The organism is Candidatus Kirkpatrickella diaphorinae, from assembly GCF_025736875.1.
Classification (GTDB): domain Bacteria; phylum Pseudomonadota; class Alphaproteobacteria; order Acetobacterales; family Acetobacteraceae; genus Sorlinia; species Sorlinia diaphorinae.
On record NZ_CP107052.1, the window covers coordinates 950,704 to 972,520 of the forward strand.

The window sequence follows — 21,817 nt, forward strand, 5'->3', positions numbered from 1 at the left end:
CGAATCAGGAAACCGGATTTCACGCCGGAAATGGGGTTGTGGCTGGCATTATATAAATTGAATAAAAACCTATTTTTAGACGCTTAGCCTCACCTTTCCCATAAAGGATTTTTCATCCGGGCGATGAAAGCGCGATGGGCATCCTCTGTCGCTGCGTCCGGCGGAGGTATAAGTCGGGCCTGGCGGTGACGGTTCCGCTCATATTTCACCACCCTGCCGCCGCCTGTCGTCACCGTCAGCCCCAGCCCGCGCTGGCGACCGCCCATAAGCTCGACATAAACTTCCGCGAGGAGGCGGCAATCCAGCAGGGCGTTATGGGTCGTGCGCTCGGAAAGGTCGATATTATAGCGGCGGCATAAGGCGTCGAGATTATTCGGCAATCCGGGAAACCGCTTTTTAGCGATAATCAGCGTGTCGACCATACGCTGCCGATCAAGCGGCGGCTTTTTGCACAATGCCAGTTCCGCATTGACGAAGCCGAAATCGAATGGCGCATTATGCGCGATGAGTTCATCCTCCCCGATGAAATCGAGAAATCCCTGCGCAATCTCTTTAAATTTGGGCTTGCCGACGAGGTCCTCCCGCGTGAAGCCATGCACGCGGGTTGATTCGGGCGGGACATCCCGCTCCGGGTCCACGAGCGTGTGATAGACCTCACCGGTTGGCAGATCATCGATCAGTTCGATAGCGGCGATCTCAATGACGCGATCCCCTGTTGCGGGGTCGAGCCCTGTTGTCTCCGTATCGAAAAGTACTGATCGCTTCATCCTATAATCCCACTCTGAAAAGAGCTTTTTTGAGCATCCTGACCGCATCACCCTGCGATAAACCCGTGTGAATGACAATGTCCGCCGCGCGTCGACGCGCTTCATCCGTGGCCTGCCGCGCCAGCAAAAAGCGGGCCTCCGCCCCCGACATCCTACCGCGACGGTGAATCCGCGCCACACGCGCAGCAAGAGGGGCCTCCGCGACGATCACAATATCGCAATCCTTATGCGCGTTGGTCTCGATCAGGAGGGGAATATCAAGGACGCAGACTCTTTGATGCGCAGCCCGCATGGAACGAAGGAATTTTTTGCGCGCCGCTTTCACGAGGGGGTGCATGATTCGCTCAAGCTTTTTCAGCGCGTGACGATCCTGGGTGACGCGCCGGCGTAGTCGCGCGCGATCCACGGCGCCGTCAACGACGACATCGGGCCAGAGCTGCGCGATCATCCCCACAGCGATTCCGTTGCGACCCTGCATGCGGTGCACCACTTTATCCGCATCGAAAACCGGCCAGCCCTTGCGGCGCAGGCGTGCGGCGATCGTGGACTTCCCTGCCCCCGTCGCACCCGTCAGGCCGATCACGATCACCCGAGCGCCCCCATGAGGGCATGACGTGTCATCTCGTCCGCCTGAGGGTCCTTCCCGAACCAGGCGCGAAACCCGACCCGTGCCTGCTCAATCAGCATTCCCAACCCGTCAACCGTGCGCAAACCGCGCCGACGCGCCTGCCGAAGAAGCGACGTCTCGAGCGGGACATAGACGATGTCGGCCACGCTCAGATCATCCCGCGCCTTTAATAAAGCACTTTCCCAGTCATATTCCGTTGCGCCCTGCATACCCAGAGATGTCGTATTGACCAGCAAATCGACCTCACCAAGGTGAGAAGGCCAGTCATTCCAACTGACGTGATGGAGACCGTGCAGATGTGCACATAATGCTTCAGCGCGCGTGGCGGAGCGATTGGCGATGGTGACGTCGCACCCCTCCTCCATCAAAGCCGCGCAGATCGCGCGCGCTGCGCCGCCAGCGCCAAGGATGAGCGCGCGGCCTTTGATCGCGATGCCATGCGCACGGAGGTTCTCACAGAACCCGGCCCCGTCCGTGCTGTCCCCAAAGATCTCGCCATGATCGCCAAAAATCAACGTATTGGCAGAGCCGCATTGACGCGCGATCTCAGATTTCCGCGTTGCGATCTGAAAAGCTTCTTCCTTGTGCGGAATGGTGACATTGACGCCCCGGAAACCGAGCCGCTGGAGCAGATGAATCCCGGCTCTGAAATTTTCCGGCGCGAGAGGAAGTTTCAGGTAGCGTCCGGAAATATCATAACGCCTGAGCCAGCCATTATGCAGGGCGGGTGACAATGTGTGTTGAAGCGGCCAACCTACAACGCCTGCAAGCTGAGGCAGGGTGCCGCCGAAAGACTCCGTCAGGCGTAAGCGCGATGCATCGGGGCGCAGGCGGTCCATCTGCGCCAATATATCGGCAATAACTGCGTCAGGATCGCTGCCCAATTTTCCTGTCCTGCCTCGTCTGCGATGAGATCCTGCCTGATCTCGATTTCAAGATAAGGCATGCCGCGCGTCTCTGCGTGATACGGTATCGTATAATCTGAAGTCGCCGTCATCCGATAGGGTTCGTTTTTTCCGACGACCCATCTGCCGCTCTCAACAAGGACTTGATGCATGATCTCGGCGGAAACAGCATCTTTATGGAAAAGCACCCCCGCATCCCAGGCGCGCTCCTGCCCCTGCCAGAACGGGGTGAAGCTGTGCAGCGAAATCATGGCGCATTTCTGCGGATCAATCGTGGCAAGTTGTTGCGCGATGCAATTATGATAGGGGCGGAAAATTTCCCGCTCACGCTGACGCCGTTCATCATCGCTCAGATTCTGGTTTCCGCTGATGATTGTTTGATCCGAATGGGACGGGATGGAGCTGTCATGACCCGGGGCCCGGTTACAATCAATGACGAGGCGGGAATAGACTTGCTCAATGAGGGGTGCGCCCAAAGCCGCATGCAGGCGTCGCGCGACCCCGGCAATACCGATATCCCAGGCGATATGCCGCGTGCGATCCGCCGCCGACAGGCCGAGATCACCTAATCTCTCCGGGATGCGCTTCCCCGCATGGTCACATACGAAAATGAAGGGCGCGTCACATGTTGCGGGGTGGAGGATGAAGGGCGCGGGCGCGTCATCCGTCAGAAGGGGCGTTAAAGTCATGAATTGCGTGATCGGCGTGAAAACATTACGTTGCTGCCGAACACTCCTCGCAAGTTTTGGAATTGAACGTGCCTGATTATAAATCCTGCCTTGCCAATCCACAATGGGGCGGCCGTTTTGCCGGTGGCCCTGCCGATATCATGCGCGATATCAATGCATCGATCGGCTTTGACCAGCGCCTCTGGCGGCAGGATATTCGCGGGTCTCTCGCCCATGCAAAGATGCTCGCCCATGTCGGCATCCTTTCACCCGAAGATGCCAAGGCCATTGAAGACGGGCTGAACGCGATCGCCACTGATATTGCGGAAGGACGCTTCGAATTCTCAGCGGCCCTGGAAGATATTCACATGAATATCGAAGCGCTCCTGTCAGAGAAAATCGGCGAGGCCGGCAAGCGTCTGCATACAGCACGGTCACGCAATGACCAGGTTGCGACAGATTTCCGTTTATGGACGCGGGATGCGATTGACGGCCTGTCAGCGCAGGTCTCGTCCCTCATGCGCGCCCTTGCCCAACGCGCGCGTGAACATGCCGCCACCCCGATGCCGGGCTTCACCCATTTGCAGGTCGCGCAACCCATCACCTTCGGGCACCATTTGCTGGCTTATGTGGAGATGCTGGCGCGTGATAAGGGGCGGCTGGAAGATGCGCGCGCGCGCCTGAATGAATGCCCGCTCGGTTCCGCCGCGCTGGCGGGCACGTCCTTCCCCATTGACCGTGAGATGACAGCGCGGGCCTTGGGTTTTGACCGGCCGACGCGCAACTCCCTCGATGCTGTCTCGGACCGTGATTTTGCCCTGGAGTATCTCTCGGCCCTCAACCTCCTCGCCATGCATTTATCCCGCCTGGCTGAGGAAATCGTCATCTGGTGTTCAGCCCCGTTTCAGTTCGTGACCCTGTCCGATGCGTTCACAACGGGCTCCTCCATCATGCCGCAAAAGCGTAACCCGGATGCGGCGGAGTTGATCCGTGCCAAAATCGGCCGCATTAGCGGGGATTATCTCTCACTCCTGATGGTCATGAAGGGCCTGCCCCTCGCCTACGCTAAGGACTCGCAGGAGGATAAAGAGCCGGTTTTTGACGCGACGGAAGCCGCGACCCTGTCCCTCGCCGCGATGGAAGGCATGATCCATGACCTTAGGGCCGCGCCGGAAGCCATGCGCCATTACGCCGCTGCCGGATTTTCAACCGCGACGGACCTGGCGGACTGGCTGGTGCGGGCATTGAAACTCCCCTTTCGCACCGCGCATCACATCACCGGGCAGCTTGTCAGCATCGCGGAGCGGAAGAAGCTCGATCTCGCTGAACTTTCCCTGGCCGAAATGCAGGACGTCGCGCCGGAAATTCACGAGGGGGTTTTCGGCGTGCTGACGGTTGAATCATCGCTTGCCTCGCGACGCAGCTTCGGCGGCACAGCGCCTGAAAATGTGGCGCGTGAGGCACAGAGATGGTGCGATATTCTGGGAGAAGAATGATGAGATATGGTTTGATCATCTCGCTGATCATCACCCTCACGGCCGTGACATTAACGGGTTGCGGTAAAAAAGGCGCCCCGCATAGTCCGGGCGGGCCGGGTGAGCAAATCTTCCCGCGCGATTACCCGGTTGAGTGAAGCACAGCCTCGCCCAATTTGATGATGTCAGCCGCCTGCGCCCCGACGCGCCGCATTTCCCTGATGGCGGGCGCGTGGGTGCTTTTTGAGAGTTTGCGACCCGTCTCGTCTAAAGCGAGCGGGTGATGTGCATAAACGGGCTCAGGCAGTGACAGCAACTGTTGCAGCACGCGATGCACGGAAGTCGCGGCGCGCAGATCGGCCCCGCGCGTCACGCATGTGATATTCTGATCCGCATCGTCACATGTGACGCAAAGGTGGTAGGACACGCCATTGTCCCGCCGTGCGAGGATGACATCGCCGTATGCGTCCGCCGCGTTGGCAACATACCCTTCTCCGACTTCCTGCCAGCCTGGCATGTGGCCGATCACATCCAACGCCCGCGCCATGTCAAGCCGCCAGAGGGGCGGGCGGTCCGGGTTGCAGCCGCGAATATTGCAATGTCCATCATAAAGGGGGCTTCCATCCGGGTCCCGCCCGAATGCCCTTTGCGCGACCTCCTGCCGTGTGCAGGTGCAGGGATAAATGAGGTGGCGTGATTTGAGGTCGCGCAGAGCGGCCTGGTATCGCGGCATGTTGCGGGATTGGTAAAGAGGTGGCGCATCGGATGACAGGCCGAGCCAGGTGAGGTCCTCAAATATCGCCGTGGCATATTCAGCCCGGCATCGGGTGGCGTCGATATCCTCGATGCGCACGAGATAGCGGCCCGCCCGCCTGGCCTTCTGCCGGGCGAAAAGCGCCGAGGCCACATGCCCGATATGGAGGTAACCTGTCGGGCTGGGCGCAAAACGCGTTACAAAATGGCCGGAAATGCGCCCTCCTTGCCCTTTCGGGCGAAAACTGAAATAGTGTGAGGAGTGGCGGTCAAGACGATGTCGAAAAGCCATGCAATAATGGTGCGCGTCGTTTCCCCCCGCCGGTCGCTGGGAGGACGTGCATGCTTACAGGCAGTTATCGACACTACCCCGCTTTGGTGTTGAACGCCGATTTCCGCCCACTCTCCTATTTTCCCCTGTCACTCTGGTCATGGCAGGATGCCATACGTGCCGTCTTTCTGGATCGTGTCACAGTGTTGAGTGAATATGAAGGGGTTGAGGTGCATTCCCCAAGCTGCACCCTCACCGTCCCGAGTGTGATCGCCCTCAAGGAATTTGTCGAGACCGCGCGGCAACCCGCTTTTACGCGGTTTAATGTGTTTCTCCGCGATAATTTTCGCTGCCAATATTGCCATGCGCGCCTCCCGGCGCAGGAACTGACTTTCGACCATGTTATCCCGCGTTGCCGCGGGGGGCGCACAAGCTGGGAAAATGTCGTGACAGCCTGTAGCCCTTGTAACCTCGCAAAAGGGGGCAAAATGCCGGAAGACATCGCCATGACCCCCCTCTCCCGCCCGATGCGCCCGACAACGCGACGTTTGCAGGCGAATGGCCGACATTTTCCGCCCAATTACCTGCATGAAAGCTGGCGCGACTATCTTTACTGGGATTCCGTGCTGGAAAGCTGAGTTCTCTTCACGTGCTTTAAGCTGGGAAGAGCGCCTCATAAGTGGCGGCGTCAAACCCGACCGTGACGTCGCCCGTGCCGTGCTCCAGCACCGGGCGTTTGATGATGGACGGGTATTTCAGCATCAGCGCCTTGGCACGCGCGGCGTCAAGCTCCGCCTTCTCCCCTTCCGCCAACCCCCGAAACGTCGTCCCCCGACGATTCAACAGCACCTCCCACCCACATTTTGCTTCCCAAACCGTGAGTTGGGTCTCGGTGGGGGGCGTCTTTTTGAAGTCGACGAACCGATAATCGACCCCGCGCGCCTCCAGCCACGCCCGCGCTTTTTTGACGCTGCCGCAATTGGGGATGCCGTAGAGGGTGGGGGGATGCTCACTCATATTCTCGTTCCCGTTTTTTCGACGCGTCACAAGCTTGATGCCTGGCGAGAAGAATTTATCGGTCCTCTCCTATTCTTGGTTGAACCGAAGATCACCAGCGTTTGAAAAAGATCGAAAGCTTGGCAATAAGTCAATAAATATTATTAGGGATTTTGTTACACATTGCATTCATAAAGCCTTGAAACTCATACCGCCAACCTTTAGAGTGAATCTGCCGTCGAGGATTGGCTCGGCGGTGGAATTGTTGAGATTGTCAAACTTGAACTCGATACCGGGCAAGCCGATGCCTAACAGCAGCGTCATGACCGTTATCAGGTCGAATGAGACTTCGAGCATAGCTCGGATCTCCACTTTACCATTATACCACCTCTCGTTCTTAGGCCCGTGTTAGCGAGACGTTTGCGATAATGTAAACAAGCGCAGTAGTTAGCAGATGGTGGCGTGCGTTCGGAGGACGCCGATTTTATTCGGAGCCCAGGGTCAGGGCCAGTCCTCCGAACTCTGCGAATGGGAAAAAGTTTGTCATTATCATGGTTTAAAACGCGTCGTTATCGGCATTTCGACTTACCCGTGTCGGAAGCTTTCGCCCTCAAGGCAATGAGGCCCGCCGAGGTGTCGAGGCACGCTTTCTCACCCCTTCTTCATTACAACCAAACGAAAATCAACTATAAGAAAAATGCGGAAACCGGCGTGAGGGAGATCGTCCGTAAATTTCGCCCGATAAGTTATCCTTCGCATCGAGATGCCTGCATACTCGCCTATTACGCTCACATTTTAAGTCGTGCGCTTGACGTCGTCTACAAGGGAAAAAACATCTCCAACAACGTGATCGCGTATAGGCCTCTTGGACAAGCGAATTACCACTTCGCTGCGGAGGCAATGTCTTTTGCTCAAGCTCACTCGCCCGCTACGATCTTAGCTTTCGATATTTCGAGCTTTTTCAACAATTTGGACCACTTCTTCTTGAAACAACGTCTGAAATCTTTACTTGGCGTTGGAGAGCTTTCAGACGATTGGTATAAGGTATTTCGCTTCATTACCAACTATCATTATGTCGAACTAGAAGAATTGAAAGCTCATCCGATGTTGGGGCCGCAACTAAAGAAAGAAAAATGTGGCCCGATTGCAAATTTAAAAGAGTTGAAGAAGGAGGGGATCGCCTTCCACCGTAACCCGGAACTCCGCGAGGGCCGTCGGCGAGGAATACCTCAAGGAACACCGATTAGCGCTGCATTGTCGAACCTTTACATGCTTCAGTTTGACGAGGCAGCTAAGAATTATTGCGACGAAATTCATGCGTTTTACCGCCGCTATTCGGACGACATCCTCATCATTTGCAAACCCGAGGATGCATCGGAGTTAGAAACGAAAATTTTGAACTTGATTGCTGGCGAAAAATTGGAGATCGCCCCATCCAAAACTGAGAAAACTTTGTTCGACAAGGGGCGCCTCAGTCCCCGCGCCTCAAAAGCCGCTCAATATTTAGGTTTTACCTTTAACGAATCCGGCCCCTCTATACGAGGGAGTTCTTTAGCCCGACAGTGGCGCAAAATGCGGCGAGCGATACGACATGCTGAGAAATCAGCTTTAATACGGCAAACGAAAGGTTGTTCCGGCAAAATATACACAAAAAAGCTCTATAAGCGTTTCAATTACATTAAATTTTACCAAGGTGACACTTTGTGCACGTTGAAAAACTTTGCATCTTACGGACGGCGAAGCGCAAAAGCTTTTGAGCAAGGCGAACAAATTTGCCGGCAGGTGCGACGCTTGGAAAGGGCCGCGAGAAGAGAAATCGCAAAGATCAAAACTAATTTTTCAACTTGAGGCGAGGATCGTCCACAGTTTGAGAATGCCAGTTTAAAAAACTTACCATTGCTTCTCAATCCACAAACTTTTGGCACTGGAACTCTCAGTTTGCCAACAACGCACGTACCGATGGATTCTTATATTAGTTCGGAATAAATTGATCCAAGATAGTTAGTTGAATTGCTAGGAAGCGTAGCACAAAAAATCTTTTTCAATAACTGAGATTATTCAGTTCACCGTGCACGTCAAAACTTCCAGCAGCCCCCCTACTCCCACTCAATCGTCCCCGGCGGCTTTGATGTGATATCGTAAGTCACCCGATTAATCCCCCGCACCTCATTAACAATGCGCCCCGCGACGCGGTTGAGGAAGGCGAAGTCGAAGGGGTAGACTTCGGCGGTCATGCCGTCGCTGCTGGTGACGGCGCGGAGGGCGCAGGCTTGGTCGTAGGTGCGGCCATCGCCCATGACACCGACCGTGCGCACCGGCAGAAGCACCGCGAAGGCCTGCCAGATCGCATCATAGAGCCCAGCATTACGGATTTCCTCAAGGTAGATCGTATCGACCTTCCGCAGCAGGTCCAGCTTCTCACGCGTGATATCGCCCGGCACGCGGATGGCGAGGCCCGGCCCGGGGAAGGGATGGCGGTTAACCACGATGTCCGGCAGGCCCAGTTCCCGCCCTAATGCGCGCACTTCATCCTTGAATAACTCACGCAATGGCTCGACGAGGCTCATTTTCATGCGCTCGGGCAGGCCGCCCACATTATGGTGGGATTTGATCGTGACGGAAGGCCCGCCCGTAAAGCTGACAGATTCGATCACATCTGGGTAAAGCGTCCCTTGCGCGAGGAATTGGGCGCCACCAAGTTTCGCGGCTTCTTCCTCAAAAACTTCGACAAACAGGCGCCCGATGGTTTTGCGTTTCGTCTCCGGGTCCGTCACCCCTGCCAACGCGTTGAGGAATAATTCCGACGCATCACGGTGTACGAGCTGGATGTTGAACCGCCCGCGGAAAGTTTTGACGACTTCTTCCGCCTCACCGGCGCGCAGCAAACCGGGGTCAACGAAGATGCATGTCAGTTGATCACCCACCGCCTCATGGATCAGCTTGGCCGCAACCGACGAATCAACCCCACCGGAAAGGCCGCAAATAACCCGCCCTTCCCCCACTTTCTGCCGAATACGCGCGATTTCAAGGTCGCGGAAACCGGCCATCGTCCAAGTGCCTTTGCACCCTGCCACGCCATGCGTAAAATTGCGCAGCAAGGCCGCGCCATGGGGGGTGTGCACGACTTCAGGGTGAAACTGCACCCCGTAAATCCGGCGGCTCTCATCGGCGATAATGGCGAATGGCGCCCCTTCAGAAACCGCGACCGCCGTAAAGCCGGGCGGGATCTTCGTAACGCGGTCACCATGGCTCATCCAGACCTGCTCCCGATGGCCACGCGCCCAGGCCCCGCGGAAGAGCGCACAATCATCGACGATTTCGATGAAAGCGCGGCCAAACTCGCGATGCTCATGCGATTCGACAGCCCCGCCGAGTTGCGCGCATAGCGCCTGCTGGCCGTAACAGATGCCCAAAATCGGCACATTGAGCGCAAAAATCTCTTCCGGGATGCGCGGCGCATCAGGGTCATGCACACTTGCCGGCCCGCCGGAAAGGATGATCCCGCGTGGTGCAAAATCGGAAAGTCGGGAGATGTCGGTCGTGAAAGGCCAGATCTCACAATAAACCCCGCTCTCCCGCACGCGGCGGGCGATGAGCTGTGTCACCTGACTGCCGAAATCCAGGATCAGGATGCGGTCTTCATGGAGTCGGGCGTCGAGATCGTGCATCGCACGGGGTTCAGGCAGGCTCATTCTTCACTTTCGCGTCTTCGCAAGGGCGGTCGAGAGGGTCGATATACAGCTTTCTTATAAACCCGTCACCCAAATCACGCCACTTCAAGCAGGGATATTGAGATCTGCGGCGCGTTTCCTGATAGGCTGGCAAGAGGTTCGATATTTTATCAGGATGACACATGTCCCACGCCATCAAGTGCCGCCTCGCCTTCGCCAGCTTCATCGCCCTGACGGCTTGTTCCGGCGGGCAGGGGCCCTCACCTTCCAAAGACCCGCGCGGCAGATGGTCCGGCGCGCTCGTGACCGAACAGGGACAGTGCCCCGACGGTGATAACTCGCTGCTGCAGATCGAGGATAAGACGATTGTGTTTGCACCTGCAGGCAAGTCCGTTCTGCTGCGCGGTGAGCGCGGCAAGTCCAATGACGTGCTGACCGCCAGCTTCACCCATCTGGATACGAACCATAAGCCGTATCGCATGGTTTTCCGTGGACACCCGGTGGGGAACGCCATTGGCGGCATCTACGCCACCCCGACCTGCCGCGCCCACATCGTCATGACACGCACCCACGCCTGAAAACCGCACCGTAACGCCCTGCCCTGACCAGCATCTGCCGCAAAAAACGCGCGTCAGGGCAGAAAAAGCTTTTTCCCACTTGCCGTTTGCCGGATATCCCTCTAAAACCCCGCCTCGACGCACCCGTAGCTCAATTGGATAGAGCACCAGACTACGAATCTGGGGGTTAGAGGTTCGAGTCCTTTCGGGTGCGCCAGAAACGACATAAGTCCTGCATGCAGGCACGGCACCCGTAGCTCAATTGGATAGAGCACCAGACTACGAATCTGGGGGTTAGAGGTTCGAGTCCTTTCGGGTGCGCCATTTTGCAAAATTGATGCGAATATCTAATATTGCCCATCTTTGAGTACAGGCGATAGTGACGACTGTCAAAGTCAAGTCGAACCTCATTACAAAAGTGCGGTCGATGCAATTGTTGTTTTTATAGCATTGAGTGATTACCGGTTCGAGAACTTTATTAAGGGAAAAAGAAGCCGTTTCTTCCGTTCGGCACCTTGACGTTATTTCATTATGCGTGAGGCACCCCGTAAAGTCATATGCTTCATGAAATGTTAAGAAAATCCTATGGCTTTCTGCTTTTATTGTAGTTTTTTCTTAAAAAGTTTCATGTTGATCAGTCTCATAATGAGGTTGTAAAACGAAGTCGGCGCGCAAATGAAGTTTAGCCGCAAATTGCGAGATGAGTTTTTCACAGCGTTAATGGCTTTAGATTCCTCGAAAGCTCATGATACGCTTTTGCCCACCACGTCACTGTTCGCAGGCACTTGGTAGCTTCGGATGAACTCGACAGCATATGAAATCGCGATGCGGGTCAACACGATCGTTCGAAGCAAATGGAGAAAATAATTGGGAGCTGTCTGCAAATACAAGTTGATCTCGCCGGCGACCAATGGTGAGATAGAAGACCTCTTGCACGAAAAGTCACCTGACGACGGTTTGCGTCGCGTTCAAGCGCTCCTAACGGATTGGCTCCGGTTGGAAAATTTGGTGGTTTTGACTGCCGCGGGCACATCACTCAGCGCGGGTGGCCGTCTCATGGCAAGGAACCCCGAAAACAACCTTGAATGCAAGGTCCTCGATGCGGTTGAGCAGTGTTCTCTGGCGGAGGATACGATGGCTATCATTCACCACCGTAAATCCCTCTGGCCAAAAGATAAGGAGCAAGGACCGTCAGGCTTTGAGGAGTGGTTAAGTTACCTCTTCAATGCGGCAGAACTTTCCGCTCCAGAGAGATCGCCCATCCGGGCGACTAACTGGAAAGGCATCGAGAATTCTGACGCCGCACCCGACCTTAGAAAGTTTTGATCGCTCATTGAACGAGCTATTTATGCCGAGTGCGCGCTGAAGATCGATCACCGTGAACTTCGTGAATTGGGTCGAGAGAAAACTTCAGGTCACATTCCCTTTTTAGCGAAGCTGGCGGCCAGAGACTCAAATCTTGGGCGGACCCATTTCTTCACCCTGAACTACGATACCCTTTATGAGCAAGCCATGGAGGAGCTGGGAATTCAGTATTTCGACGGGTTCTCCGGCAAGTCGAACGCGCGCTTCGATCCGGCGGTCTACGGACTAGATATCTACTATCCCGGCGATGTCGCGGAAGGTCGAGTTCGCCGCTTCGACAAATTTCTTCACTTTTATAAGCTGCACGGCTCTATACATTGGTTTCCCGATCCGAGCGGAGACATGCGCGCCCGTCATCATGACTTAGAATTTGCTGCGACATATCGGGGCGCTGATGCAGCTGAGAAAGCTGAATATCTCGTCTCCAAGAGCTTCGAGTCAATCGGCTCGTTTGGTATACTTCCGACCTCTCAAAAATTCACTCAAACTCTGAATATGCCTTACGCGCACCTCTTCCGACTCTTCCATGCGAGACTCCATCAACCACAAACTTTCTTATTAGTTTTGGGATACGGTTTCGGCGACGACCATGTTACGCGAATGATTGAAGCGGCGCTTATGAACCCTTCGCTGGTGATGCTTGTGGTGGAACCAAATCCTGGTAGCGCCATCGTGGAACGAGTTCGCCGCTATCAGAGCCTCGGGCGGAGAGCGTTTGTATTGACGGAACGGGTAGATGACGGCGCAAATTGCTCCTTCAAAACAGCGACTTTCGCCGACTTTGCTCAAAACGTTATGCCGGATGTCAAATGGCTGAACGATTATCGCCGCTTGCGGAATTTTGAGGAGCAACTTCGACGAACGGACGATCGACCGTCAAAAAAACCTGAGGCATCCATCTGATGGAACAGCCTCGCATAATCGGCCATGTTGTCGCTATAAATGGATTTCGACTCAAAGTCGAACTGTCTCCAGACTCCAAATCGTCCTCTCGCGCCACACCGGACGGCGTTCAGCGCGCCGTTTCGATTAACGCTTTTCTAACCTTCGACATCGGCGCGGGACTGCATGCAATTGGACTTCTGACCGACTTGGAGGCGCGGGAAAGCTTTGACCCGAGGCGGGATGAGGAACTGTCTTTAGAGCTGATGAAACCACGTCGGGTCGCCTCTATCCAGCTTATGGGCACTGTCAGGCATCGCGCCAATCGCGATTGGGAATTTGACAGCGGTATCACCGTCTTGCCGACATTGGACACACCGGCGGAAGTCGCCGACCCCGAGATCCTTTCGAGTATTTTCACAAATCCCCCACGACGAAATCAGCCCCGAAGTTGGGAAGACGGGGAGTTCGACCACGCGCTGGAAATTGGGCATGAGACCGGCGATGAAAACACGAAAGTAAAAGCATCCTTCAACGATTTATTCTCTCGCCCTCTGGCGGTCGTCGGCAATACCGGCTCCGGCAAATCGTACACTGTGGTGAGTCTTTTGGAGGGTATCATCAGGCATCAAGACTTCAGAGCCGAGGCGCAGTCCGATCCTCACATTTTCATTTTGGATATCAATGGGGAATACGCCAACGCCTTTTTGCCACAAGGAAAATCAGGATATTCGCGTGAGCCAAATCGCATCTATCTCAACGGCGAAGAATTTTGCCTTCCAGCTTGGCTGATGAATGGGGAGGAGATTTGCGAGTGGCTTCAAGCGTCCGAACCAACACAAGAGCCTTTGCTGAAGGATTGGTGGGCAATCGCGAAATCAGGAATTCAAGCAAACGGAGAACTTTATGACCCTCTGCAGGTCGCAGTTAGCAAGTTAGATAGCGCTATAAGCTGGCTCGATAAACCGCGGACTCGAGCGGATTTTGACAACTTGTTAGACACAGCGTCCCAATACATTGACTTTGATAATTTGAAACAAGAGAAAGTCAAAATAGATTGGACTACTCCTTCAAATCCAGAATGGGCCAAAATTCAGAATGAGAAAAAAATCAGGAATTGGCTTCATGCTTCCCGCTCGGAATTGCAGGGAAAAATCTCGGATCGCCAAAATGTCGGCGTTAATTTTGCCAAGTCCGCTGACTCGCCACGATTCATTCCGGCAGTGGAGTTTCGTGACCCCCGCCTGTCAGACCGCGCAATTGATCAAGAAAGCGGTCGCCAGATTGACCAATACCTAACAACAATGAAACTTCGATTACGGACGCGTCTAGACGATCGACGCTGGCAGTCATTTTTTAGTTTTGAAAAACAGAATATCAAGAGTTTTCAAGATTGGATGACAAGACTTGGCGTAGGCCAGAGCTCTGGCCCTCGCATATCTGTCCTCGATTTTTCGATGTTGGCCTCGGAGGCGCTGCCGTTTGCGTGTGCACTGTTGGGACGTCTTCTACTTGAAACACGCGAAATGCTGCGCCCCGACCGACGCAGCAGATATCCGTGGGTTTTAGTTTTGGAGGAGGCACACAATTATGTCCGACCGTCGGGAAAGGTGGAGGATCGCGGACAAGCCCTTTCTCGACGCGCCTTCGAGCGCGTTGCTAAGGAGGGTCGTAAATTTGGCTTGTCCCTCATCGTGGCTAGCCAACGTCCTAGCGAGATCAGTCCTACGATCATTAGTCAGTGCGCCAACTTTTTTTCTCATCGCTTACAAAATCCAGACGATATTGATCACTTTCGTCGTATCATCCCCAAACAGGCTCAACGTTTACTCGATCAAGTGACCGTGCTTGCGGCGGGCGAAGCGATAGTTTTTGGCAGCGCACTGCACATTCCGGCCCGTGTTCAAATAAGGTTCCCCACTCGTGAGCCATGGAGCGCAACGGCAGCACCCTTCGTCGAATGGGCTACCAATGAAGCCTTTCCTCTCGGCGAAGTCGTTGAGAATTGGGGATTATCAGCCGACAAAGAGCCTGTGTCTGCGGCAGCTGAGCTGGAGCGTGCGTAACAAACTACATTTGCCACGAGCCTCGGTAAGGAGATGGATGATTAAGTCTCATCCTAACATTCTTCAAATAACTGTTTCTGTTTAGTAATGTTAGCGGATTGAAGTTCGAAAAACCGTTCATTTTCAAGCCCCCCTACCACAACCCCACCCCCGCGCCACCACTTCGCCGATCCGACAGCGTCGTGATCCCCCCGATCCCCCACTTCCCGTCCCGCCGGATCATAATCGGGGCGCCGCTTGCGCCGTGGGTTGTGGTGCAGTTATGGTGGATCAACCGGCCGGACACGGCTGTGACGTGGCAATTCTGGTCGCCGCGTGCGATTTCGGGGAAGTCCTGTTCATAACCCACAATCATCGCGTCATCCCCCGCGCGCGGTGTCAGAACGGGTGGGATGTCGGCGCTCGTGACCATCGGGCGTTCAAGTACGATCGTCGCCCGATCAGCCTGGGCGGTGGCGATGGCGCGGGTCGGGTCGAAGCCGGGTGCGATAATGATGTGGATGGCACGCGCTTCCGCCGCGAAATGGCCGCGATGGTAAGCCCGCAGAAAATGCACGGAATGCGGCCGGATGTAATGCCCGCTTTCCTCTAACCACAAGCAGTGTGCCGCAGTCATCACCACATTGGGCGCAATGAGGAAGCCCGTGCAGCGTGTCCCGAGTTCCGTTTGAAGGCGCCCCAATATAAGCCAGGGCGACTGGGTGACATCCACGCGGTGCCGCTTATCAAAATGGGCGGCGCGCAATTCAACCGTTTCGGCCACCACGCGCCCGGCCGGGGCGAACATTATCAGCCCACCCAGCAACATTGCCACCATGTCATGCCACCGGGTCCGGCGCTTCATCCTCATTCGCGTTTTCCCAAAATCCTTCAAAGCTGGTATATGCGTAGGGCATAGCAACACCGCGTTAACTCTTCACAGCCTCCCGCAAGAATGTCAAAATCACCGCGCCTGAGGATGGGGCAAAAGCACTCGATGTCAAATTTACCGCCGTCTCTTGTGGAGATACTGCAATCACGCCCTTGGCTCCGTTATGATACTGACGCGGCGCTTATCTTTGACGGCGTCCGCCTGCAAGATATTGCCGCGCAATATGACACACCATGCTGGGTCTTCAGCGCTTCCATTCTGCGGGCGCGGGCGCGGGCGCTCAAGGCGGCTTTCAGCGGCATAAATCAGCCCATCTCCATGCATTACGCCGTCAAGGCAAATGACCACCGTGCGACTCTCGCCATCCTTCAGCGTGAGGGGTTCGGTGCCGACGTCGTCAGTGGGGGCGAATTACGCAAAGCCATCGCGGCGGGCATAGTCCCCTTTGACATCGTGTTTTCCGGCGTGGGCAAAAAAGATGCGGAGCTGACCCTCGCCATTGAAACGGAAATTGGCGTCATCAATGTGGAAAGCCGTGAGGAGCTTGGTCGCCTCACCTCACTGGCAACGCGCCTTGGCAAACGCCCGAAAGTCGCTTTGCGCGTCAACCCGCATATCGATGCCGGGACGCATGATAAAATCAGCACCGGGCGGGAGGGGGATAAGTTCGGGATTGACTGGCGTGAAGCCCCTACCTTGAGCCGCATGGCCGCCAGGGACCCGCACTTGGATTTCATCGGTCTCGCGGCGCATATTGGCAGCCAGATCACATCCATCGCACCTTTTGAAGCCGCATGTCAGAGACTGGCCGGGATGATCACGGACCTGCGGGCGGACGGCATCGCGGTGAAACATGTCGATTGTGGCGGTGGGCTGGGCATATGCTACCATCAGGAGGCCCCGCCCGATATCACCGAGTACGCCCGGGTGATTGCAAACCACCTCGGCACGTTGAATGTCGCGATCTCGATCGAGCCCGGGCGGTGGCTCAGCGGCCCGACAGGCATTCTTCTCACCCGCGTGATCGACGTTAAAGCCCAACCCGCCCCGAGGAGCGACTTCGTGTTTATCGACGCCGCAATGAACGACCTCGCCCGCCCGGCTTTATACGCAGCATGGCACGAAGTCCTTCCCCTCCATGCGGGCGGCTCCCGGAAGCCGGAAAAAGCCCAGACCCTGGCGGGGCCTGTTTGTGAGACAGGCGACATTCTTGCGACGGATCGCGTCCTGCCACCTCTATCCCGAGATGACCTGCTGGCGATATTGGATGCAGGCGCCTATGGGGCCGTTATGAGCTCAACCTATAATGCCCGCCCTCTCGCCGCGCAGATCATGATTGAGGACGGGAAAATCGCTGAAATTCGTCAACGCCAGACTCTCGAAAGCCTTTGGGAGGCGGAGCGTCTGCCTGATTGGTTCAAGGCTGAATGACAGGTCAGCGCCCTGTTCGCCCCGCGCAACAGCGTGCATCACACACGCTCACGCGCATTATGCGCGCGCGGCGCCTGCAGAGAGGGGTCATACTCGGCGAGCGGATCGTCGGGAAGCTGGTCTGGCCGGCCATTATTTTCCTGTTTTACGGGGCCATCAGCCTCTTTCGCGTGCCGCAATCTCTCCCGGACCTGCTTCATTCCAGCGTGGCCCTCGCGATTGTGGCGCTTCTTGCCGGGCTGCTGCTGCATGGCCTCAATCGCGTGCGCCGTCCAACAGGGACGTATATTGACCGCCGTCTGGAGCAAGGCAGCGCCCTTGATGAACGTCCCCTGGCCACGATGGAGGATCGTCCGGTTGACCCAACGACAAGGGGAATCTGGAAAACCCACGTCGCGCGCAGCCTGGCGCGCATCGCAACTCTGCGTCCTTCAATTCGCTTTCCACAAATATCGCGCACGGGACTTTGCCTGTTTCTGATCGGCATTCTGGCGTTCGGGGTCGGGCTTTATCGCGCCGGGCCTCACGCTGTCTCGCGCCTTGAGGCCGGATTTGTCCCGGGGATGGATGATGCGGACACGCCCCTTCCTGAACTCCATGCATGGGTCACGCCGCCCGCTTACGCGCCGGGCCCGCCTGTTTATTATGAAGGCGGCACCGCCTCCATAACCGTGCCACCAGGCGCGTCATTGGAGGTTCAGGTGATCGGGGCGCGCACCATCCCGTGGCTTGTCGGTGCCGTTGATTCCGAGATTACAACCGCGCGCCTCGGCCCTCAATCCTGGCGTCTGACGGAGAAGCTCCTGCGAAATGGCGATGTCACGCTGCGCACGCGTGGGCGCGCCATTGCGAGATGGCGCGTGAATCTCCTGCCTGACCCCCCGCCCGCCATCAATTGGGAAGGCAAACCGAAGATCGAGGCCGACATCACTTCGCTTAAGGTGCGATATAAGACGTCCCAGCCTTTCGGCATTGCATCGGTCAGCCTTTCCATCACGCCGGATAACGGGTTGGCGAGCAGGAAACCCGTGATCTTCACGGACACGGCCCCCTCGGGAAAACACGCCTACACGGGGACCATCCGAGAGGATACGGGTCGCCTCGCTTATGCGGGTGAGCCTGTCACGTTGCGTCTGAAAGCGACAAGCGTCAGCGGAAATGTCGCGGAGAGCGAAGCGCGTCAGATCATCCTGCCCGCCTATAAATTCCATGACCCCATCAGTCGCGCCCTGAACGCGCTGCGCTACCGGGTTTTGCGTGGTGAAGAGGCGCTTCCAATAGCGCGGGAGGAACTGGCTTCCCTCGCCTCGCTGACACAGCAGCGTGAGAAAGGGGTGACACTCCTGGCTTTGAATTTGATGCGCGATAATGGGACGGATGTCAGTCTGTTCGGTGACGGGCTCTGGTCGATGGCGATGTATCTTGATGACCTCTCCCGCCAGGGTCGCGCCATCGCTGAAGCAAATCTGGCGCTTCGCGGGGCGCAGAATGGCCTGATCCGCGCGCTTGAAGGCAATGCGTCCCCCCCTTCCCAGAAGGCGGGCATCGCGCGGCAGAACCGGATTGACGCGGTCAAAAAAGCGATCGCCCGACGGATGCAGATCCTGATGTTCCATGCGATGGAACAAAGCGGCATGGTTCCCGATATGGGCAGTGTCGTTCCGGGCCGGAATGATGCCGTCACCCGGCTTCTTGAACGCCTCCAGGACCACGCTTCCGAGGGAGATCAGCGCGCTGCCATCAAAAATCTGCTTGACCTTGAGGATATGACCCGCCGCATCCGCGATGCGACGCCGGAGGAACTGGCCGCGGCAGCAAAGCAAGAGGCGGCCCAGCAGAAAGCCCGATTGCATATCCGCGTCGTGCAGGATCTCATCAAGCGTGAGACCGGACTCCTGGATGCGACGCAATCCCGCGGGGAGGCATTCCGCCGTCTCAGAGATATGCAGCAGGAACCGGGATTACGGTTTGACAGCTCGGTTGACCTGCGCAATTTCGCGCTCGGTGCTTCAGATGTATCGATCTCTCCCCCCTCCCACGACAATTTATCATTTTCAGATGAGGAAGAGGCGGAAAGGCAGGATCAGCGCCGCACGCAATTTGTCATTCAGGGCGCGTTGCGTGATGCACTCCGTGCCCTTATTGCCGAAGTCTCTGATGACGGGCAGCACGTCCCGAAAAATATGAAAAAAGCTGAGCACCATATGGGCAATGTCCGCCGCGATCTCGCGCAACGGGATGATATCGGCGCGTCACAATCGCTGAGAGACGTTTTGGCCGATCTCACCCAATTGGGCCATGACATGCGTGCGGCGCAGAAAGACAAGCAGCATGGCGAAGGGCCGATTATCCTTTTGCCAACCATGCAGTCTGGTGGCGATGAGTCGGGATCGCAAAAAGATGGAGACGGGCGGGGTGATCGGTCGGATGAGGAGACAAATGGCGGTTCCGCAACCCATCGCGCCTCGCAAAAGCGGGACCCGCTGGGCCGCAAAGTCAATGATGGGGAGGGCGCATCTGAGTCTGAGCAGGGACATGCGCTTCAGCAAAGCGACACGCATCGGCTGGAGGTGGAACGGGAACTGCGACGCCGCGCCGCTGACCGTGCCCGCCCGCCACGTGAGCGCCATTATCTGGAAGATCTCCTGAAAGCATGGCGCGAGGGCGACTGAAAAGCCGCTCAGCGCAGGGCCATTTTCCGTCCATCGACCGTTTCACAGGGAAGCGCACACGCTTTGAGGAGAGGGGGACAGGGTTGATCGCGCCATGTCTCGGATTGTCGAGTCGTGCCGGGCACCTTCGCAGCGCACGATATCGTTACTTAACCGTTCTAATTGCCTCATCTTTCGCGACAATCAACGCGGCAGTCGCAGCCATTGTCAGAAAATACGTTTAAATCCTCCTGATTTTCCTCTATTCCCGGCAGAAGCGCGGTTTATCGCGGCATGTGCTGAGCGGCCGGTGAAGGCGACCTGAAAACGCGAAAGCCTTTACTGACATAAATGACGACGTCGCCTATCGGCGCTTTTCAACTTTTAAACTGCGTTTTTCATATTCCTCTATTGACGAAAGTTGTTTTCAGGTTCGACATTACAATCAAACAGCCTGTCGTTTAACGACTCAAAAAATCAACATCGTCATGTCAGGAAATAATGTCCCATGCAGAATACCGCCAGTCACGGAGCCAACCGGGGTGCATTATGGCTTCCTTTCACGGCGCATCGACAATTTCGCCAGGCGCCGCGCGTGCTCGTCTCCGCGAAAGGCATGTATTATAAGGATGCGCAGGGTCAGGATGTCCTGGATGGCTGTGCCGGCCTCTGGTGCGTCAATGCAGGGCATACGCGCACCCCGATTGTTGAGGCGATTCAGCGTGAGGCGGCGAAACTCGATTTCGCCCCGACTTTTCAGATGGCGCACCCCCTCGCTTTCGAAGCGGCGGGACGTATATCCGCCCTGACCCCGCCGGGGCTCGATCACATATTTTTCTGTAATTCCGGCTCGGAAGCCGCTGATACGGCGCTAAAAATCGCCATCGCCTATCATCGCGCGAATGGGCAGGCGGAACGATCCAAAATTGTCGGGCGGGAGCGCGGCTATCATGGTGTCGGGCTGGGCGGCCTCTCCGTCGGCGGTATTTCCTCTAATCGCAAGCAGTTCGGCCCCCTCCTCGCGGATGCCGCGCATCTGCCCCACACTTATGATCCGTCGCGAAATGCCTTCAGCCGTGGCTTACCGAAGCACGGTATCGAATATGCCGATGCGTTGGAGAAATTATTCGTCACTCACGACCCCTCGACAATTGCCGCCGTCATGGTGGAGCCGATGTCAGGTTCAGCCGGTGTGCTTATACCGCCCGTCGGTTATCTGAAGCGCTTGCGTGAGATCTGCGATAAACACGGCATCCTGCTGATCTTTGATGAAGTCATCACCGGTTTCGGTCGATTGGGCGCCAGTTTCGCGGCAGAGAAATATCAGGTGCGGCCGGATATCATGACGATGGCGAAAGGCATTACCAACGGGGCCATCCCGATGGGCGCGGTTGCCGTCAAAGACACGATTTTCACGGGCTTCATGCAAGGGCCGGAGAACGCCATTGAACTCCCTCACGGCTATACTTACTCCGCACACCCCGTGGCCTGTGCGGCGGCCATCGCGACTTTGAATGTTTATCGCGATGAACGCTTGTTCGAGCGCGCTGCCGCCCTCGCACCTTATTTCGAGGATGCGGCGCATAGTCTCAGAGACGCACCGCATGTCGTTGATATTCGTAATGAAGGGCTCGTCGCCGGGATCGAAATCGCACCGGGTGACGGGGAGGTGTCGCGCATTTACAAAGTGTTCGATACAGCGTTCCGGCAAGGGGTTCTGCTGCGTTGCAGCGGGAATACACTCAGCATCGCGCCACCGCTGATTATCGAGAAAAACGAGATTGACCGAATTTTTGAGACGATCCGCCGTATCCTGAATACGACTTCGTGAAACGATGAAGCGGTGAAAAGGTCCGTTGA

At 56.3% G+C, this 21,817-nt stretch carries 20 protein-coding genes and 2 tRNA genes; 13 read left to right on the top strand and 9 right to left on the bottom strand.

What is annotated here, in order from left to right; genetic code table 11:
- Positions 1–89: 89 nt before the first annotated feature.
- The 4 genes from dnaQ to N5W20_RS04290 are packed head-to-tail and all read right to left on the bottom strand — an operon-like array spanning position 90 to position 2,989.
- Positions 90–767 carry a DNA polymerase III subunit epsilon gene (gene dnaQ / locus N5W20_RS04275; RefSeq protein WP_319807673.1) on the bottom strand — a complete coding sequence of 226 codons (678 nt, stop codon included), beginning with the start codon at positions 765–767 and terminating at the stop codon, positions 90–92.
- Position 768: 1 nt separating this feature from the next.
- Positions 769–1,356, bottom strand: a complete 588-nt coding sequence (coaE, locus tag N5W20_RS04280; protein WP_319807674.1) for a dephospho-CoA kinase — start codon at positions 1,354–1,356, stop codon at positions 769–771.
- On the bottom strand, positions 1,353–2,279 hold the full coding sequence (locus N5W20_RS04285) for a shikimate dehydrogenase (RefSeq protein WP_319807675.1): 927 nt from the start codon (positions 2,277–2,279) through the stop codon (positions 1,353–1,355). The genes coaE and N5W20_RS04285 overlap by 4 nt, the downstream gene beginning before the upstream one ends.
- Entirely contained in the window at positions 2,195–2,989 is a 795-nt protein-coding gene (locus N5W20_RS04290) for an N-formylglutamate amidohydrolase (RefSeq protein WP_319807676.1), read from the bottom strand. Before N5W20_RS04290 ends, N5W20_RS04285 begins: the two co-directional genes overlap by 85 nt.
- 68 nt (positions 2,990–3,057) lie before the next feature.
- Here N5W20_RS04290 and argH point away from each other — a divergent pair, with 68 nt between their 5' ends.
- Complete coding sequence (gene argH, locus N5W20_RS04295; protein ID WP_319807677.1) at positions 3,058–4,464, top strand: argininosuccinate lyase; 1,407 nt, start codon at positions 3,058–3,060, stop codon at positions 4,462–4,464.
- Complete coding sequence (locus N5W20_RS04300) at positions 4,461–4,601, top strand: hypothetical protein (protein WP_319807678.1); 141 nt, start codon at positions 4,461–4,463, stop codon at positions 4,599–4,601. Before argH ends, N5W20_RS04300 begins: the two co-directional genes overlap by 4 nt.
- On the opposite strand, the gene gluQRS is transcribed toward N5W20_RS04300, so the two are convergent.
- Positions 4,586–5,488: a tRNA glutamyl-Q(34) synthetase GluQRS gene (gene gluQRS / locus N5W20_RS04305; protein WP_319807679.1), complete on the bottom strand. Its 903-nt coding sequence runs from the start codon at positions 5,486–5,488 to the stop codon at positions 4,586–4,588. The two genes, N5W20_RS04300 and gluQRS, sit on opposite strands and share 16 nt — an antisense overlap.
- 50 nt (positions 5,489–5,538) lie before the next feature.
- On the opposite strand from gluQRS, the gene N5W20_RS04310 reads away from it, so the two are divergent.
- Complete coding sequence (locus N5W20_RS04310) at positions 5,539–6,105, top strand: HNH endonuclease (protein WP_319807680.1); 567 nt, start codon at positions 5,539–5,541, stop codon at positions 6,103–6,105.
- Between the two features lie 16 nt (positions 6,106–6,121).
- Here the strand turns inward: N5W20_RS04310 and N5W20_RS04315 are convergent, their stop codons facing one another.
- On the bottom strand, positions 6,122–6,484 hold the full coding sequence (locus N5W20_RS04315) for an arsenate reductase (RefSeq protein ID WP_319807681.1): 363 nt from the start codon (positions 6,482–6,484) through the stop codon (positions 6,122–6,124).
- A 168-nt stretch (positions 6,485–6,652) separates the two neighbouring features.
- Complete coding sequence (locus tag N5W20_RS04320) at positions 6,653–6,820, bottom strand: hypothetical protein (protein WP_319807682.1); 168 nt, start codon at positions 6,818–6,820, stop codon at positions 6,653–6,655.
- A gap of 234 nt (positions 6,821–7,054) precedes the next feature.
- Here N5W20_RS04320 and N5W20_RS04325 point away from each other — a divergent pair, with 234 nt between their 5' ends.
- Positions 7,055–8,311, top strand: a complete 1,257-nt coding sequence (locus N5W20_RS04325; protein ID WP_319807683.1) for a reverse transcriptase/maturase family protein — start codon at positions 7,055–7,057, stop codon at positions 8,309–8,311.
- A 248-nt stretch (positions 8,312–8,559) separates the two neighbouring features.
- Here the strand turns inward: N5W20_RS04325 and guaA are convergent, their stop codons facing one another.
- Positions 8,560–10,155, bottom strand: a complete 1,596-nt coding sequence (gene guaA, locus N5W20_RS04330; protein WP_319807684.1) for a glutamine-hydrolyzing GMP synthase — start codon at positions 10,153–10,155, stop codon at positions 8,560–8,562.
- Positions 10,156–10,316: 161 nt separating this feature from the next.
- On the opposite strand from guaA, the gene N5W20_RS04335 reads away from it, so the two are divergent.
- The 6 genes from N5W20_RS04335 (at position 10,317) to N5W20_RS04360 (ending at position 15,004) form a co-directional block, all read left to right on the top strand.
- Positions 10,317–10,712: a hypothetical protein gene (locus N5W20_RS04335; protein WP_319807685.1), complete on the top strand. Its 396-nt coding sequence runs from the start codon at positions 10,317–10,319 to the stop codon at positions 10,710–10,712.
- A gap of 119 nt (positions 10,713–10,831) precedes the next feature.
- Positions 10,832–10,908: transfer RNA gene (locus N5W20_RS04340), tRNA-Arg, on the top strand.
- Between the two features lie 30 nt (positions 10,909–10,938).
- Positions 10,939–11,015 (top strand) — tRNA-Arg (locus N5W20_RS04345).
- Between the two features lie 543 nt (positions 11,016–11,558).
- Positions 11,559–12,017 (top strand): hypothetical protein, encoded by a 459-nt coding sequence (locus tag N5W20_RS04350; protein WP_319807686.1) that lies wholly within the window; start codon positions 11,559–11,561, stop codon positions 12,015–12,017.
- 66 nt (positions 12,018–12,083) lie between these two features.
- Positions 12,084–12,959, top strand: a complete 876-nt coding sequence (locus tag N5W20_RS04355) for an SIR2 family protein (protein WP_319807687.1) — start codon at positions 12,084–12,086, stop codon at positions 12,957–12,959.
- Complete coding sequence (locus tag N5W20_RS04360) at positions 12,959–15,004, top strand: ATP-binding protein (protein ID WP_319807688.1); 2,046 nt, start codon at positions 12,959–12,961, stop codon at positions 15,002–15,004. The genes N5W20_RS04355 and N5W20_RS04360 overlap by 1 nt, the downstream gene beginning before the upstream one ends.
- A gap of 133 nt (positions 15,005–15,137) precedes the next feature.
- Here the strand turns inward: N5W20_RS04360 and N5W20_RS04365 are convergent, their stop codons facing one another.
- Positions 15,138–15,848, bottom strand: coding sequence for a trypsin-like serine peptidase (locus tag N5W20_RS04365; protein WP_319807689.1), 711 nt, complete (start codon positions 15,846–15,848; stop codon positions 15,138–15,140).
- A gap of 132 nt (positions 15,849–15,980) precedes the next feature.
- Here N5W20_RS04365 and lysA point away from each other — a divergent pair, with 132 nt between their 5' ends.
- From lysA to N5W20_RS04380, 3 genes are all read left to right on the top strand, one after another.
- Entirely contained in the window at positions 15,981–17,306 is a 1,326-nt protein-coding gene (gene lysA, locus N5W20_RS04370) for a diaminopimelate decarboxylase (RefSeq protein WP_319807690.1), read from the top strand.
- A gap of 59 nt (positions 17,307–17,365) precedes the next feature.
- The gene (locus N5W20_RS04375) at positions 17,366–19,978 is read left to right on the top strand and encodes a DUF4175 family protein (RefSeq protein ID WP_319807691.1); all 2,613 of its coding nucleotides are present in this window, start codon (positions 17,366–17,368) and stop codon (positions 19,976–19,978) included.
- Between the two features lie 487 nt (positions 19,979–20,465).
- Positions 20,466–21,788, top strand: coding sequence for an aspartate aminotransferase family protein (locus N5W20_RS04380; RefSeq protein WP_319807692.1), 1,323 nt, complete (start codon positions 20,466–20,468; stop codon positions 21,786–21,788).
- Positions 21,789–21,817 lie beyond the last annotated feature (29 nt).

Coding starts and splice junctions, on each gene's coding strand:
- dnaQ (WP_319807673.1), bottom strand. CDS start 767: ATGAAGCGATCAGTACTTTTCGATACGGAGACAACAGGGCTCGACCCC.
- N5W20_RS04290 (WP_319807676.1), bottom strand. CDS start 2,989: ATGACTTTAACGCCCCTTCTGACGGATGACGCGCCCGCGCCCTTCATC.
- N5W20_RS04300 (WP_319807678.1), top strand. CDS start 4,461: ATGATGAGATATGGTTTGATCATCTCGCTGATCATCACCCTCACGGCC.
- gluQRS (WP_319807679.1), bottom strand. CDS start 5,488: ATGGCTTTTCGACATCGTCTTGACCGCCACTCCTCACACTATTTCAGT.
- N5W20_RS04310 (WP_319807680.1), top strand. CDS start 5,539: ATGCTTACAGGCAGTTATCGACACTACCCCGCTTTGGTGTTGAACGCC.
- N5W20_RS04315 (WP_319807681.1), bottom strand. CDS start 6,484: ATGAGTGAGCATCCCCCCACCCTCTACGGCATCCCCAATTGCGGCAGC.
- N5W20_RS04320 (WP_319807682.1), bottom strand. CDS start 6,820: ATGCTCGAAGTCTCATTCGACCTGATAACGGTCATGACGCTGCTGTTA.
- guaA (WP_319807684.1), bottom strand. CDS start 10,155: ATGAGCCTGCCTGAACCCCGTGCGATGCACGATCTCGACGCCCGACTC.
- N5W20_RS04335 (WP_319807685.1), top strand. CDS start 10,317: ATGTCCCACGCCATCAAGTGCCGCCTCGCCTTCGCCAGCTTCATCGCC.
- N5W20_RS04360 (WP_319807688.1), top strand. CDS start 12,959: ATGGAACAGCCTCGCATAATCGGCCATGTTGTCGCTATAAATGGATTT.
- N5W20_RS04365 (WP_319807689.1), bottom strand. CDS start 15,848: ATGAAGCGCCGGACCCGGTGGCATGACATGGTGGCAATGTTGCTGGGT.
- lysA (WP_319807690.1), top strand. CDS start 15,981: ATGTCAAATTTACCGCCGTCTCTTGTGGAGATACTGCAATCACGCCCT.
- N5W20_RS04375 (WP_319807691.1), top strand. CDS start 17,366: ATGCGCGCGCGGCGCCTGCAGAGAGGGGTCATACTCGGCGAGCGGATC.
- N5W20_RS04380 (WP_319807692.1), top strand. CDS start 20,466: ATGCAGAATACCGCCAGTCACGGAGCCAACCGGGGTGCATTATGGCTT.